The organism is Flavobacterium aquariorum, from assembly GCF_003254745.1.
In the GTDB taxonomy this organism is placed as follows: domain Bacteria; phylum Bacteroidota; class Bacteroidia; order Flavobacteriales; family Flavobacteriaceae; genus Flavobacterium; species Flavobacterium aquariorum.
The window spans coordinates 148,650-164,279 of sequence record NZ_QKXH01000008.1 but is presented as its reverse complement, the minus strand read 5'-3'; the positions used below and the strand labels follow the sequence as shown (position 1 = coordinate 164,279).

The following is a 15,630-nucleotide window of genomic DNA, read 5'->3' as shown; positions in this document are numbered from 1 at the left end:
ATTGTAAAACAAAAAGTTATAGCGAGTTTATACCTTTTCTGTTAGAAGAAAAGCTTCAAGACAAGTTATAATTAACAAATAAAAAAGATTCAAGATGAAAAAAGGTGTACACCCAGAAAATTACAGATTAGTTGCTTTTAAAGACATGTCAAATGAAGATGTTTTTATCACTAAATCTACTGCTGATACTAGAGAAACGATTATTGTTGATGGTGTTGAATATCCAGTTGTAAAAATGGAGATTTCTAGAACTTCTCACCCTTTTTACACAGGTAAATCTAAACTTATCGATACTGCAGGACGTATTGATAAATTCAAAACTAAATACGCTAAACACGTTAAATAATTTTAACTGGTTTTCAAATACATTAAAAGCCTCGCAAATTGCGAGGCTTTTTTTATGACAATTTGTTTCATATTCTTTTCGTATGGGATTCCTTACTTCGGTAAACATTTAAAAATAGTTGTAACTTTGCGGTGATAACCAAATCACATTTTAACAATTTACAATTTAATTTATGAACTACATACTTTTTGACGGTCCGGCTCGAAATGCTTTGTTGCCCTTCACTTTTACCCGTCCTGTTGCCGATATTCTTGTTGGTATTATGACGATTCGTCAAAAATGGGAGGCATATTTGGGATCTACGACTACAACCGTAACTGAGGAATATTTGTCTGAGAAATTTCCTATGGTAGAGTTGGAGGAAAATGTAATGATTAATGCCTCTTTTTTGCCAAATGCCATTTTGGTAGAGATGGTTGGTAATCTTAGACCCAATCAAGCTATTTTCAAAGGGGATGATGTTATAGCTTTTTTTACGAATGATGAACAGGAATCGGTAGATTTTGATACTTATGAGATTCTGGAATATAATGATGATTGCATCACTATCGAAAATACTTGGGATATTTTTTCCAAGAATGATACAGCCATCCGTGAAGATTTTGAGTTTTTGACAGCTGATAGGAAATCAAAGCCAGTACCAAAAAGTGTAAATGTAATTGCACCAGAAAATATTTTTATTGAAGAAGGAGCTAAATTAGAGTTTGTTACCTTGAATGCTTCGACTGGTCCTATATATATAGGTAAAGATTCTGAAATAATGGAAGGGTCTATCATTCGCGGGCCTTTTGCTTTATGTGAAAATGCGCAAGTAAAAATGGGAGCCAAGGTTTATGGCGCAACAACAGTAGGACCATATTCAAGAATTGGTGGTGAGGTTAAAAACTCTGTGCTTTTTGCTTATTCCAATAAGGGGCATGACGGATTTCTTGGAGATTCAGTCTTAGGGGAATGGTGTAATATTGGAGCTGACAGTAATAACTCTAATTTGAAAAATAATTACGAAGAAGTAAAATTATGGAGTTATGAAACCGAAAGTTTTGCTAAAACAGGTCTTCAGTTTTGTGGGTTGATGATGGGGGATCATAGTAAATGTGGTATCAATACCATGTTTAATACAGGGACTGTGGTTGGAGTGAGTGCTAATATTTTTGGAAGTGGTTTTCCACGCAATTTTGTGCCAAGTTTTTCTTGGGGAGGAGCAGCGGGATTTACGACTTATGTGACCAAAAAAGCTTTTGAAACTGCAAGGTTGGTAATGAGTCGCAGAAATGTAGAGTTTGATGAAAAAGAAGCAGCTATCTTGGAACATATTTTTGAGGAATCAAAAAAATGGAGAAAAGATTAAAATAATGAGATAATGAAAATGAATTGCTTCGTAAAGGTTTTTTGCTTTTGCGGAGCTTTTTTGCTTAAAAATGGATTTTTGGATGTAACGAAAATTATCTAATTATCTAATTGGCACATTCTTTAATTAAATCTATCTTTGCACCTTCTAAAAAAGTTGGAAACTAAACACTTCTAAACTTTGATAAACCTTTTAAACTTTATAATGATTACAATTAACGATATTTCGGTTCAATTTGGAGGCACAACTCTTTTTAGTGATGTTTCTTTTGCGATAAATGAAAATGATAAAATTGCCCTTATGGGTAAAAATGGTGCTGGTAAATCAACACTTTTAAAGATTATTGCTGGGCAAGGCAAACCATCCACTGGAAATGTTTCTGTGCCAAAAGAAGCTGTTGTTGCTTATTTGCCACAGCATTTGTTAACTACAGATGGTGCTACGGTGATGGAAGAGGCTTCAAAAGCTTTTGGTGAAATCTTTAATATGAAATCCGAAATAGATGAAATTAATGAGCAATTAACTATCCGTACCGATTATGAAAGTGATGGGTACATGAAATTAATCGAAAGAGTTTCTGATTTAAGCGAAAAATATTATGCCATTGAAGAGGTGAATTATGAAGCTGAAGTCGAGAAAATTCTAATTGGTCTTGGTTTTGTTCGTGAAGATTTTACCCGTCAAACTTCCGAGTTTTCAGGAGGTTGGAGAATGCGAATTGAATTGGCTAAAATACTTTTGCAAAAACCCGATTTAATATTATTGGATGAGCCTACCAATCACATGGATATTGAAAGTATTCAATGGTTGGAAGATTTCTTGATTAATTCAGCTAAAGCGGTTGTGGTTATTTCGCACGATAGAGCTTTTGTAGATAACATTACAAATCGTACTATTGAGGTTACAATGGGGCGTATTTATGATTATAAAGCCAAGTATACCCATTATTTGGAGTTGAGAAAAGATCGCCGTATACATCAGCAAAAAGCATATGATGAGCAACAAAAAATGATTGCTGATAACAGAGCTTTTATCGATCGTTTCAAAGGGACATTTTCTAAAACTGATGCAGTTCAGTCTAGAGTAAAAATGTTGGAAAAGTTAGTTATTGTACAGGTTGACGAAGTTGACACCTCTGCATTGCGATTGAAATTTCCTCCAGCTGCCCGTTCAGGACAATATCCAGTGATTGTAAAAGATATGTCTAAATCCTATGGAGATCATGTGGTTTTCAAAGATGCAAATGTTGTAATTGAGAGAGGTCAGAAGGTTGCTTTTGTAGGGAAAAATGGAGAAGGAAAATCAACAATGATCAAAGCTATAATGAAGGAGTTTGCACCAGACAGCGGTTCTGTAGAAATTGGACATAATTCTCAGATAGGCTATTTTGCTCAAAATCAAGCGGCCTTATTGGATGAAAATGCAACTATTTTTGAAACTATAGATGATATTGCTGTTGGTGATGTAAGAACACAAATAAAGAATATTCTTGGAGCTTTTATGTTTCATGGTGATGATATTACCAAAAAAGTTAAGGTTCTTTCTGGAGGGGAAAAAACACGTTTGGCAATGATTAAATTATTGCTTGAGCCAGTTAATTTATTGATTCTGGATGAGCCTTCGAATCACTTGGATATGAAAACCAAAGATATTATCAAAGATGCTTTGCGCGATTTTGACGGAACTTTAATTTTGGTTTCTCACGATCGTGATTTTCTTGATGGATTGGCAACAAAAGTTTTTGAATTTGGTAATAAGCGTGTTGTAGAACATTTTGAAGATATTACCGGTTTCTTGGCTCACAAGAAAATGGACAGCATGAAAGAAATTGAAAAATAGATTTTGAATTTCTTTTGAGAACAAAAAGCAGGAGTTTAGTTTCTCTTGCTTTTTTTAATGAATAATCTAAAAACGAACGCTTTTTATATGCGTATTCCAGGTGGAAGCAATTCTTTGTATATTGGATTCTTTTTAAAGAAAGTAACAATTTTGGGAAGAATGGGTACTACTTTTAATTTTTTTTCAACAGCAGTTTCCATGATGTTCTTTAGGAAATTCGAAATGAGCTCTTCGTCACTGTAATTTTCAGGAACATTAATCTTGGTTAAGAATATTTTTTTCTCCTGAAAGGAATATTCAACAGAAACCATTCCGGTTTCTACTTTTGTTTCAAATTGTCGGGCAAAAGCATTGTCTTTAATCTCTAATTTTATTATAGTTTCCATTTCTCGGTTTTAGTGATGCAAAATGATGAGTTATTGTTTGTTTAAGTAGTATATAAAGCGTTATAATTATATTTTATATAAATTTTATCTTTCAAATTACGATCATTAAATTAGTGTCGAAGTAACTTTTGGATACCGAATTTACTATATAAAGCACAAAGGTAATGATTTGATAATCAGCTACAAATGTTTTTGTGATTAACTTGTAAAACTGAATTTTTAAAAAACAGGTATTGGTTTGTGTAAATAGTTTTTTTGATTTAGTTTTAAATTTGAAAAATATGTTCAAGTGGTCTGTAAATGGGAATAAAATATTTAATTTTAAAAAGTGATATGATAAATAATTGTATCTATTAATGCTAAAATAGTTATGAATAAAATTTCAGTTTATTTTATGCCAGGTTTGGCAGCTAGTGTTGCTATTTTTGAAAGAATTAAACTCCCTGAGTCAGAATTTGAAATGTTTTTTTTGGAATGGGAAATGCCATTAGAAAAGGAATCTTTGCAAGATTATGCAAAACGGATGACAGAAAAGATTAAACATGAAAACCCAGTTTTGATAGGTGTTTCTTTCGGCGGTATTTTGGTTCAGGAAATGTCTCGTTTTATTTCAGTGCGCAAAGTTATAATTATTTCCAGTGTAAAGAGTAATTTAGAATTTCCTAAAAGGATGCTTATTGCAAAAAGCACAAAAGCCTATAAATTAATTCCAATAAGTTTAGTTCAAAATATTGAAAGTTTGGCTAAGTTTTCTTTTGGCAAAAAAGTAAATGAAAGGCTTAAATTATATGAAAAATTCCTTTCGGTACGAGATAAGCGGTATCTAGATTGGGCTATTGAGAAAGTTATTACGTGGGACAGGTCTGTTGCTGATCAAAATGTAATACATATCCATGGTGATGCTGATGATGTTTTTCCAATTAAAAATATTACTAATTGTATAGTTGTTAAAGGAGGAACTCACATCATGATTTTAATGAAGTGCAAATGGTTAAATACGAATTTGCCTAAAATTATTCTGGATCAATACAATGACGTTGAAGAATTATAGTAAAGCGATATTAAATGAAGTGGAAAAAGATGATTAATTAGTGGTGAAGCTTTTTTTACTGGTTAAGGCTTTCATGAGATTTTCATTAATGTCTTTACTGAAGTAATTGTAACTGGTAATGATAGCTTCTTTGATTGGAGTTTTTATTTTTGTTTTGTTTTCAAAGTGCTTAATGTTAACTACATATTTGTTTTCGTCAACAAAAATTGAAGTTGGAAAGCCTAAAGTATGCTTAATGGTTGCAACAATATGGGTATCTTTTGAATAATATTCATTGGCGTAGCATACTTTAATATTGTCGCTAAATTTATAAGCGATATTTTTTAAATCATTTTTTTTGTCCCAAAACACTACGATAAATTGCATGTCATTACGATGTTCTTTGGCTAATATGTTTAAAGCGGGAATTTCTCCTTTCGGGATTACGCACCAAGAAGCGTAAGTGATGATGAAAATAGGTTTGGAGATTCTGTTTATTTTTACGTTTTTTTCTTTGTAAACTTTCAAACTGAAATCATCAAATTTTGTTCCGATGAGTTTGGTTTTTACTAAGGTGTCAAAAAGATTTTTACCTTCCTCAATGTTTCTTTTTTCGTAAGCACTATTGCTTGCTCTTTTATAAGGATTTAGGTTTTCTTTTATAGCGTCAGTTAGGTATGTAATTGTGTCTTGGCTATAGGAAGCCGTAAAGAATAAAGACACAATTAGTGTAAGTAAAAATCTGCGCATAAATCAGTAGGTATTAAACGGTTGACTAAAATATCTTCTTTGTATTTAATAACACAAAAATAACGTTGAACAGCATATTAATCCGATGTAATACTTACGATGTAAAAAAAGTCATCCTAAAACATGGATGACTTTTATAATGTAATGAGAATAAGTGTTTTAAACTTGATGTTTATATTTTTTTCATCTGCTCTTTCATCATTGTAATCTGATCTTTAAGCATGTTTTGCTTGTCCAATTTTTTTGCTTCGTTCAATAAAGAAGTAGCTTCCAATTTTCTTCTGCGGGTCATTGCAACACCGGCTAAGTTTAATTTGGCAACTGCCAAATCCATGTCCATTGATAATCCTAGTTCGATTGCTTTTTTAAAATATTTTTCAGCTTGGTTGATATTCGTTTGGGAAAGCATGATTCCGTGTAGGTAATTGAAATATCCTTGTTGCTTTCTAACCAAAGCTGTTTCGGGATTTTTGATGTAAGCTAACCATTTTTTGGCTCCTTCAAAGTCTTGTTTTCTTAGTTTTAAGAAAGCAAGTAGAATAAGTTCGTTTTTGAAATATAAAAAAACCGGAATTCCAGACAATATAATAAGGAAAATTCCGTTTCCAATATTGCTTTCTGTAAATTGCCAAATGCTAGTGATTATAATAAGTCCAGCGAGAATAAGTTTGATATTTTTATGAAACATAATATGTAAAGATTTGTGGTTACAAAGATAGTAAAAGGATTTAAAAATATTTTTTAAAAACTACTTGCCAGAAAAAAAAGTCTTTGTATATTTGCACTCGGTTTTAGAATAATGGTTATTCAAAAATAAATAGATACTTAATTAAGATTTTTAAACATACAAAGCAATGAGCAAAAGAACGTTTCAACCATCGAAAAGAAAAAGAAGAAATAAACACGGATTTATGGATAGAATGGCTTCTGCTAATGGAAGAAAAGTTCTAGCGCGTAGAAGAGCTAAAGGAAGACATAAGTTGACTGTTTCTAGCGAACCAAGACACAAAAAATAATGTTTGTATAAACATCTATAAGGCGTTACTTTTTTTAGTATCGCCTTTTTTTATACCCAAGCGGTACTGCTGTATTAAGTTTGAAATTTGAGTTTTTCTAACAAATTTTAAATTTTAAGTGATAAAAAAAACAACTACAACACATAATAAAATGCCAAAAGATACATCTATAAAATCAGTTTTAATAATAGGTTCAGGTCCGATAGTTATTGGTCAAGCATGTGAATTTGATTATGCAGGTTCACAGTCAGCCCGTTCCATTCGTGAAGAAGGAATTGAAGTAATCTTAATCAATTCCAATCCTGCCACAATTATGACCGACCCATCTATGGCGGATCATGTTTATTTGAAGCCATTAACGACGAAGTCTATTATTGAGATCCTTAAAGCACACCCTCAGATTGATGCGGTACTTCCAACAATGGGAGGGCAGACTGCTTTGAATTTATGTTTGGAAGCTGACGAGAAAGGGATTTGGCAAGATTTTGGAGTTCGAATGATTGGTGTAGATGTAAATGCCATCAATATTACTGAAGACAGAGAGCAATTCAAACAATTGCTTCAAAAAATAAATGTTCCTACTGCACCGGCAAAAACAGCTACTTCTTTTCTGGAAGGAAAAGAAATTGCACAGGAATTTGGTTTTCCATTAGTAATACGTCCTTCTTTCACTCTTGGAGGAACTGGAGCAGCATTTGTGCATACTAAAGAAGAATTTGACGAAAAGCTAACTTACGGATTAGAAATGTCACCAATTCATGAAGTTTTGATTGATAAAGCTCTGATAGGATGGAAAGAATACGAATTGGAGTTATTGAGAGATAAAAACGATAATGTTGTAATTATCTGTTCTATCGAAAATATGGATCCAATGGGAATTCATACTGGAGATTCAATTACGGTAGCTCCAGCGATGACTTTGTCCGATACAACATTCCAAAAATTACGTGATTATGCAATCTTGATGATGCGCAGCATCGGAAATTTTGCGGGAGGATGTAATGTACAGTTCGCAGTTTCGCCAGATGAAAAAGAAGATATCGTTGCGATTGAGATCAATCCTCGTGTGTCTCGTTCATCTGCTTTGGCTTCAAAAGCAACAGGTTACCCAATTGCAAAAATTGCTTCTAAACTGGCTTTAGGATACAACCTTGACGAATTACAAAATCAAATTACAAAATCTACTTCAGCTTTATTTGAACCAACATTGGATTATGTGATTGTGAAAATACCACGTTGGAACTTTGATAAATTTGAAGGAGCTGACAGAACTTTAGGGCTTCAAATGAAATCAGTAGGTGAGGTAATGGGAATTGGACGTTCGTTCCAAGAAGCGTTACATAAAGCTACCCAATCATTGGAAATCAAAAGAAATGGTTTGGGAGCTGACGGAAAAGGTTATACAAACTACGAGCAGATTATCGAGAAACTGACTTTTGCAAGCTGGGATCGTGTTTTCGTGATTTATGATGCTATTGCAATGGGAATTCCATTGAGCCGTATTCATGAAATCACTAAAATTGATATGTGGTTCTTGAAACAATATGAAGAACTTTATGTTTTAGAAAAAGAAATTTCTAACTATACGGTTCAATCTTTACCCAAAGAATTATTGCTTGAAGCGAAACAAAAAGGGTTTGCAGACAGACAGATTGCGCACATGATGGGAGCTAAGGAGAGTGAAGTGCATTCTTTGCGTATGACAATGAATATTAACCGTGTATTTAAACTGGTTGATACTTGTGCAGCAGAGTTTCAGGCAAAAACGCCTTATTATTACTCTACTTTTGAGGCTGAAATTGAAAAAGCTAGCGGAGAACGTTATGTGGACAATGAAAGCATTGTTACCGATAAAAAGAAAATAGTTGTTTTAGGTTCGGGACCAAACCGAATTGGACAGGGAATCGAGTTTGATTACTCTTGTGTGCACGGGGTTCTTGCCGCTAAAGAATGCGGTTATGAGACCATCATGATCAACTGTAATCCAGAAACTGTTTCAACTGATTTTGACACAGCCGATAAATTGTATTTCGAACCTGTATTCTGGGAGCATATTTACGATATTATCCAACACGAAAAACCAGAAGGTGTTATCGTGCAGTTAGGTGGGCAAACTGCCTTGAAATTGGCTGAAAAATTATCTAAATACGGCGTAAAAATTATAGGAACAAGTTTCGATGCTTTGGATTTAGCCGAAGACAGGGGGCGTTTCTCTGACTTGCTTAGAGAATTAAAAATTCCTTTCCCGCAATTTGGAATTGCAGAAACTGCTGATGAAGCTTCTGCTTTGGCAGATACTTTGGACTTCCCGTTATTGATCCGTCCTTCTTATGTATTAGGTGGTCAGGGAATGAAAATCGTGATCAACAAAAAAGAATTGGAAGAGCACGTTATCAACTTACTAAAACAGATTCCAGGTAATAAATTGCTTTTAGATCATTATTTGGCAGGAGCAATCGAAGCTGAAGCGGATGCGATTTGTGATGCTGACGGAAATGTGTATATCATAGGAATTATGGAGCATATCGAACCTTGTGGTGTTCACTCGGGAGATAGTAATGCTACTTTGCCACCGTTTAACTTGGGTGAATTTGTGATGCAGCAAATCAAAGATCATACTTTTAAAATTGCTAAAGCTTTAAAAACTGTTGGTTTGATTAACATTCAGTTTGCGATAAAAGACGATACTGTTTATATTATTGAAGCAAACCCTAGAGCTTCTCGTACGGTTCCGTTTATTGCAAAAGCTTACGGAGAGCCTTATGTAAACTACGCTACCAAAGTAATGTTGGGACATAATAAAGTAACTGACTTTACTTTTAATCCACAATTGAAAGGATACGCTATTAAACAGCCGGTTTTCTCTTTCAGCAAATTCCAAAATGTGAACAAAGCATTAGGACCAGAAATGAAATCAACAGGAGAAAGTATCTTGTTTATTGACGACTTGAAAGACGATCAATTCTACGAATTATACTCGAGAAGAAAAATGTATTTGAGTAAATAAAATCTCAAATCCTGATAATAAAAAAAGCTCCAATTATGGAGCTTTTTTTATGTTTTAGTGACGATATGTTATTTATATTTTGAAAAAATATCAGAATCTAAAGCTGTCCAAAAACAGCATTTTTGGCCACTTGCTTTTAGAGCGCTGTTTGCCCACGTATTGCAAGTATGAAATAAACTATAGCTTCCATTTGCTTCATAGAATGCATCTGTTTTTCCGTAATTTGCATCAGTTTTTATGTTTAAGAAATTACCAGAGGCGTCCTTCTGAAAACTTTCGTCAATATATTTTATTAAGCGGTCGTATTGTTCTTTGCTGATCATCATTTTTTTGCAATCATCACCTTCAGTTATTTTTTTGTAATAGGTGGCATGAATTGCAGTTGTACTCAAACCGGTCGCAGCTTTAAATGCAACCGAAGCTTTTAAGTCTGACCATTCGGGAGTTTCCAGATAAAAACCTTTGTCACCCCAGCCCATAGCCAAATATTTATAAGTTGAATCTGCATCTTTTGTGTTTTGGAATTGAACTTGTTTGCTCCAATCAATCTGATCATTTTTTGTAGGCATTACAATATCAGTATGTACGCCATTGGTCAAAATGTAAACTTCAACTTCTGGTTTTGTGTCTAGTTCGTGATTTACTGTAATTTTAGAAAGGGAAAATACAGCTATTATGTATAGAAATATAAATCCAAAGAACGCTAAAAATATTTTGAGAGTAATTTTTAATGCTTTTTTCAATGATGTCGTTTTTTTTTTTAAATCTGATCTTATTGTCAAAACACAAAAATAAATAAATTAACATCTTATCAAAATAAAATGTGATAAATTATTAAGTATAATCTTTCGTGCAGTGTTGTGAAAAAACTTAAAATAGGATTTAGCTTTTTGGAACCATTCAAATAGAATTTTTTAGTGGAATCAGTATTTAAAATCAATTGTTGTCTTTAACTTTCACGCATAAAATCAAATGCTCCCTTGCGAAGTTGTATTCCGTATTCGAGATACGCTTTCATACAGGCAAGGAAATTTGCCCAGCCTTCTGTGTTTCCTAGAACCCATCTCAGGTTGGCTTCATTGTATGGTTTTCCGTCTTCGGTCACTTTTACTACCGTGCTTTTGTCGGGTTGTTCTTCTAATATAATTTTCACTACGATTTCTTTGTCCCAAACATATGAAATAGAACGATTGATTTCAATCTGAATGTCTTTTACAGGAACTTCAATCGGGAATTCGGGAAATTTCCAAACCAATTCTTTTCCAGTTTCCATTCGTCCGTTGCTTTCCGAAATGAAATAGTTTGTCATTTTTTCTGGATTTACAATTCCTTCAAAAACTTCTTCAATCGGTTTTTGTATTTGTATCGTTGCTTTGGCTATCAGTTTCATAATTTGAATTTGAATAGTACTAAATTAGAAAAAAAAGCGATTGTTTTTGCATTATTGATTATTGCGCAGAAGTGAAATTTTTAATTCTAGGCAATATTTTCAAGTCCGCCTGGAAAAGGTCTATAGGCGTAGTTATGTAAGACTTCTTCAATAGCCATTTTTAAGGCTTCATTGATGGGAAGTAAAGTAATTCCAAGTCTCTGATCAATTTGTGTTAAGCGCATATAATAGTCTGAAAAAATAGGAACATACAATCCTTTGCTAATAGCTTCTTCGGTATTGTTGTAGTTTTCCGGTTGATTCTCTTTTATGATTTTACAGGTATTTAATCGTAGCTCACCATATTTATCTCTACTGGCGGCATAGCCAAAAAGTCTGCAAATTAATCCACGGTATTTATAGTCTGTGCATCTGCCATTTTTGTTGTTTGTAGTTGAAAGCGATTGGTATAAATGACAAAAAGTGCTGGTTTTGGTATTGAGTTCTTCTAAAATAGACTCGGCTTTTCCATTTAAAAATAAGTAAAAGGCCCATGGTAAAAATTCTAAAGGCGAAGCATCTATATTTGGTTTTGAACAGCACTGACCACAACCTGTAAGACAATGTAAATTTGTTTGGGATTTGAAATTAGTTATTTCATTCTCTAGGCGGTCAAATAATTCTTCAACCAATTGAACTTTATGTTCTATAGACATTGTTTTTTGGCTAATGTACGCTATTAAATACCGTTACGAGGGTAATCTGGTTTTACTTACTATTTTGTTGGATTATTTTGTTTCTGAAAAAAAATACTGTTTTGAAAACGGGTTCGTATGAAGTATGGAAATGGCATCCCACGCTTTTGGGCGTGGATATATTGGACAGCCTTCCCGATAGCTATCGGGATTGTGGTCATGCACAAAGTCTGATGAATTCTTTTTAATTTTTAATCACTTTGAATGTTTTCTGTGTGTTTTCATAAACGGCAACTACAGTATAAATTCCACTGGCTAAATGGTGGCCAATATTTATTTTTTGATTGGTATAAAAATCATTGCTGGAAAAACAAACCATACCTTTCATGTCAATTATTTTGAGAAAAAGTGGTTCGGTAGTTTTGTTTTTAATTTGGAATGTGGCTTCGTTTGTGAAAGGATTTGGATAAAAAACATCCGAGCTGTTTTCTAAGATTTCATCATTTATTCCAAGATTACTTTCGTCCACTACATCAATATAATTAAAATTAAATTTCGATTTATAGAAAATCTTGATGTAATTTTCTCCTTGTGGCAAGTTGATTCCAGAAACTATTTTATCGGTGTAGGTTTGCAGTCCGCCGGTGGCTTCAAAAGTTTCATCAGTTTTTGCAATGACGCCATTCACGCTGATGTCAAATTTACCCTGAATTAAGGATGCTACTCGAAAAGTCATTTTATAAGAACTGCTTTTAGCTACATTTATCATATATTCTCCCCAATCTCCCTCATCTGTAAAACAAACATTTTGGCTTGTACCTCCATCGGTGGTGTTTTGCAAACCAGTTCCTCTACGGCGGTAATGCTTGTTGGCTGTAATTCTGCCTGGCACATTCATTTTTTTGGAAGTATACGGGACATTTAGATAAGCTGTTCCTATCGGTCGAATTTCGCCACTATTGGCAGCAAGCAATTGCCCTTCGAGCATATCCGTCCAATCCGAAGGAACTCTACAGGTAAACCAAGAATAGCGATAAATGTCAGGGTCATTTTCAAAAGAGGTCACAATCTCTTTCATGAAATTGGTTTTCTCTGTTGCCGATTGTATAACTCTATTGGCAAATTCGGTTACCCAAATCGGGATGTTGTATTTCTTTAGTCCATCACTAACTCCAATTACCGAATTAGATGTAGCATCATAAGTATGAAAAGCGATATAGTCTACTTTGCAATTTGGACAAAGACGAAAGAATTCATCGTGCCAAGCAATGGGACTTTGGTAACCTCCATAGTTAGAAGGACCATTGTAGGCTGGGGAGGCACTTACTATTTCCAAGCCTTTTGCTGCGGCAATTTTTTCAATATTTGGCCAGGCATCAACTGCTTCTTGAGGTGTTAATCGTGAGCCGTCATTAAAGTTAGGTTCATTAAAAGCCAATAAATATTTGGCTCCGGGTTTTATGGTTGCAATAAAAGCATCGGGATTGTTGACTTTTCCCCAAGCCATCGGTACAAATTCTACTCCCAAACTCTCATAGCTGGCATTTACAGCAGATTCGGGTTCGGCGGACCAATTATACCACCAAGAAATTCCTGATTTTAAGGTATTCAAATCTGAAATGGAATGATTTCCATATGCAACTCCTCTTTTGGGACTAACTTGTGCAAAAATGCAGCTGTAAAACAAGGAGCTAATCCATATAATGATAAAGGTTATTATTTTAAACATAAAAGGGTTTTTTATTTGATTCAAATAATGAATTTCAAATATAGTATAACACTGCATCAATTCACATTTGAAAAATCCCATCAAAAACCCATCAAAATCATTCTTGTTTAAAATGTGGGGTTAAAAAAAATAGATTTTTTGTCTTAAAATAAGAATAATGATAGTTTCTGTTAGTGTTAATGTTTTTAATGTAAAAAACTGAAAATCAGATGATTTATTTTTAAATTTTAAATAAACCTATTAGTTTTTTAATTAAATTTACGTACCCTTTCTTGAGATAGCTTAATCTAAATATTTTGATACTTTAAATATTTAAGCTATGAAAAAAAACCTATTGATTGTTTGTTGTTTTTTCCTAATGGTGAGTTGTAAAAAAGAAGAATCCAAAGAAATGGATAAGGCTGTTGCGGCTGATGATACAGTTGTCAAACCTACTGAATTTGCCGATTCTAAATATGCTGAAATGGGAAAGAAAACACTAGCTGCCATGGAAAAAGGCGATATGGACAGCTGGATGGAAATGTATGCAGATAGTGCAGTTTACGTATGGAATAGCGGGGACAGTTTGGTAGGGAAATCAGCAATAGCATCTTATTGGAAGCAAAGAAGAGCCAATGTAATTGAAACCATTAAATTCAGTGATGCCATATTTTTACCTATTATGGTAAATAAACCGCAAAGTGTGGAGGCCAAAGGGGTTTGGTTACTTGCTTGGTACAAAACAACTGCTAAGTATAGAAAAGGAAAAGAAATGACTCAGTGGATACATACAGATTATCATTTTGATTCACATGATAAAGTGGATCGAGTTATTCAATATATAGATAAAGCTGCTGTAAATGCGGCTCTTCCAAAGTAAAATTTAATTGTTAATTGGTTGATGAAAATAAAAAACGATACTTACCTGTCGTTTTTTATTTTTTTTTGCCTATAAATAAGTTTTGTTTGATATGAATTTTGTTCGGTAATTTAACAAATGGGTGGCTTTAAACGCATTTCTATGCCTTAAAACTAAAAACATTTCTTTACTTTTGTGGCAACCAATATTTGACCTATGTACAAGACTTTTATACGTCCTATTCTTTTCTGTTTTGATCCTGAAAAAGTCCATCACTTTACTTTTTCATTAATTAGAATAGTCTCAAAAATTCCAGGAGTCCCATCGCTTTTCAGATTTTTATACCAAGTAAATGACAAAAGATTAGAAACGGAAGTTTTTGGTTTAAAGTTTAAAAACCCTGTAGGTCTAGCAGCTGGTTTTGACAAAAATGCTGTTTTGTATAAGGAACTGTCTAATTTTGGCTTTGGTTTTATAGAAATTGGAACTCTTACACCAAAAGGTCAGCCAGGAAATGATAAAAAAAGAATATTTCGTTTAGTGGAAGATTCGGCAATAATCAACAGAATGGGCTTTAATAATGAAGGGGTTCTAGAAGCAGTGGAACGTTTAAAGAAAAACAATGGTGTTCTTATTGGTGGAAATATCGGGAAAAATAAAGTGACCCTAAACGAAGATGCTACCTCGGATTATGAGATTTGTTTTGACGCTTTATACGATTATGTGGATTATTTTGTAGTCAATGTGAGCTCTCCAAACACGCCAAATCTTAGGGCATTGCAAGAAAAAGAGCCACTTACTCAATTACTTCAGACTTTACAGAATAAGAACTTGGCCAAGCCAAAGCAAACCCGAGGCGGAGCCGAATCGAGCGGAGCTAAACCGATACTACTAAAGATAGCTCCGGATCTTACCGACGAGCAATTACTCGATATTATTGATATTGTAAAAGAAACTAAGATTGCAGGGGTGATTGCAACCAATACTACGATTTCCCGAAGTGGATTGCGTTCTTGCAATCAAACGGAAACTGGAGGATTGTCCGGAAAACCATTGACCTCACGATCTACTGAAGTGATTCGTTTTCTGTCTCAGAAAAGCAATAAGGCATTTCCAATTATTGGAGTTGGAGGAATACACTCTGCAGAGGATGCCTTAGAGAAATTAGAAGCAGGTGCCAGTCTAATTCAATTATATACCGGCTTTATCTATGAAGGGCCTGCCTTGGTAAAGAAAATAAATAAAGCAATTTTGTCAAAAAAATAGTAGGATAGCAG

General features: G+C 33.8%; 15 protein-coding genes. 8 read left to right on the top strand and 7 right to left on the bottom strand.

Features of this window, described 5'->3' with window-relative positions; translation table 11 throughout:
• Nucleotides 1–94: 94 nt before the first annotated feature.
• From DOS84_RS13545 to DOS84_RS13535, 3 genes are all read left to right on the top strand, one after another.
• Complete coding sequence (locus DOS84_RS13545) at nt 95–346, top strand: type B 50S ribosomal protein L31 (RefSeq protein WP_111410657.1); 252 nt, start codon at nt 95–97, stop codon at nt 344–346.
• A 172-nt stretch (nt 347–518) separates the two neighbouring features.
• The gene (locus tag DOS84_RS13540; RefSeq protein WP_111410656.1) at nt 519–1,694 is read left to right on the top strand and encodes a GlmU family protein; all 1,176 of its coding nucleotides are present in this window, start codon (nt 519–521) and stop codon (nt 1,692–1,694) included.
• A 204-nt stretch (nt 1,695–1,898) separates the two neighbouring features.
• Nucleotides 1,899–3,533: an ABC-F family ATP-binding cassette domain-containing protein gene (locus DOS84_RS13535; protein WP_111410655.1), complete on the top strand. Its 1,635-nt coding sequence runs from the start codon at nt 1,899–1,901 to the stop codon at nt 3,531–3,533.
• Nucleotides 3,534–3,616: 83 nt separating this feature from the next.
• Here DOS84_RS13535 and DOS84_RS13530 read toward each other — a convergent pair whose 3' ends face one another.
• Nucleotides 3,617–3,919, bottom strand: coding sequence for a GNAT family N-acetyltransferase (locus tag DOS84_RS13530; RefSeq protein ID WP_111410654.1), 303 nt, complete (start codon nt 3,917–3,919; stop codon nt 3,617–3,619).
• Between the two features lie 370 nt (nt 3,920–4,289).
• Here DOS84_RS13530 and DOS84_RS13525 point away from each other — a divergent pair, with 370 nt between their 5' ends.
• The gene (locus tag DOS84_RS13525; protein WP_111410653.1) at nt 4,290–4,970 is read left to right on the top strand and encodes an alpha/beta hydrolase; all 681 of its coding nucleotides are present in this window, start codon (nt 4,290–4,292) and stop codon (nt 4,968–4,970) included.
• Between the two features lie 33 nt (nt 4,971–5,003).
• On the opposite strand, the gene DOS84_RS13520 is transcribed toward DOS84_RS13525, so the two are convergent.
• Both DOS84_RS13520 and DOS84_RS13515 read right to left on the bottom strand, forming a co-directional pair.
• On the bottom strand, nt 5,004–5,699 hold the full coding sequence (locus tag DOS84_RS13520) for a TlpA family protein disulfide reductase (RefSeq protein WP_111410652.1): 696 nt from the start codon (nt 5,697–5,699) through the stop codon (nt 5,004–5,006).
• 172 nt (nt 5,700–5,871) lie between these two features.
• The gene (locus tag DOS84_RS13515; protein WP_111410651.1) at nt 5,872–6,387 is read right to left on the bottom strand and encodes a DUF2892 domain-containing protein; all 516 of its coding nucleotides are present in this window, start codon (nt 6,385–6,387) and stop codon (nt 5,872–5,874) included.
• A 166-nt stretch (nt 6,388–6,553) separates the two neighbouring features.
• On the opposite strand from DOS84_RS13515, the gene rpmH reads away from it, so the two are divergent.
• Complete coding sequence (gene rpmH, locus DOS84_RS13510; RefSeq protein WP_008464848.1) at nt 6,554–6,715, top strand: 50S ribosomal protein L34; 162 nt, start codon at nt 6,554–6,556, stop codon at nt 6,713–6,715.
• A gap of 151 nt (nt 6,716–6,866) precedes the next feature.
• Nucleotides 6,867–9,722, top strand: a complete 2,856-nt coding sequence (gene carB, locus DOS84_RS13505; RefSeq protein ID WP_111410650.1) for a carbamoyl-phosphate synthase large subunit — start codon at nt 6,867–6,869, stop codon at nt 9,720–9,722.
• 68 nt (nt 9,723–9,790) lie between these two features.
• Here carB and DOS84_RS13500 read toward each other — a convergent pair whose 3' ends face one another.
• The 4 genes from DOS84_RS13500 to DOS84_RS13485 form a co-directional block, all read right to left on the bottom strand.
• A complete protein-coding gene (locus DOS84_RS13500) occupies nt 9,791–10,465 on the bottom strand; it encodes a TIGR02117 family protein (protein ID WP_165830440.1) in 675 nt (224 codons plus the stop codon).
• A 206-nt stretch (nt 10,466–10,671) separates the two neighbouring features.
• Nucleotides 10,672–11,112 carry an SRPBCC domain-containing protein gene (locus tag DOS84_RS13495; RefSeq protein WP_111410649.1) on the bottom strand — a complete coding sequence of 147 codons (441 nt, stop codon included), beginning with the start codon at nt 11,110–11,112 and terminating at the stop codon, nt 10,672–10,674.
• 86 nt (nt 11,113–11,198) lie between these two features.
• Nucleotides 11,199–11,807: a YkgJ family cysteine cluster protein gene (locus DOS84_RS13490; RefSeq protein WP_111410648.1), complete on the bottom strand. Its 609-nt coding sequence runs from the start codon at nt 11,805–11,807 to the stop codon at nt 11,199–11,201.
• 223 nt (nt 11,808–12,030) lie between these two features.
• A complete protein-coding gene (locus DOS84_RS13485) occupies nt 12,031–13,515 on the bottom strand; it encodes a glycosyl hydrolase (RefSeq protein WP_165830439.1) in 1,485 nt (494 codons plus the stop codon).
• Between the two features lie 319 nt (nt 13,516–13,834).
• Between DOS84_RS13485 and DOS84_RS13480 the strand changes: the two genes are divergently transcribed.
• A complete protein-coding gene (locus DOS84_RS13480; RefSeq protein ID WP_111410646.1) occupies nt 13,835–14,374 on the top strand; it encodes a nuclear transport factor 2 family protein in 540 nt (179 codons plus the stop codon).
• A 195-nt stretch (nt 14,375–14,569) separates the two neighbouring features.
• Entirely contained in the window at nt 14,570–15,619 is a 1,050-nt protein-coding gene (locus tag DOS84_RS13475; RefSeq protein ID WP_111410645.1) for a quinone-dependent dihydroorotate dehydrogenase, read from the top strand.
• The last annotated feature ends 11 nt before the right edge of the window (nt 15,620–15,630 follow it).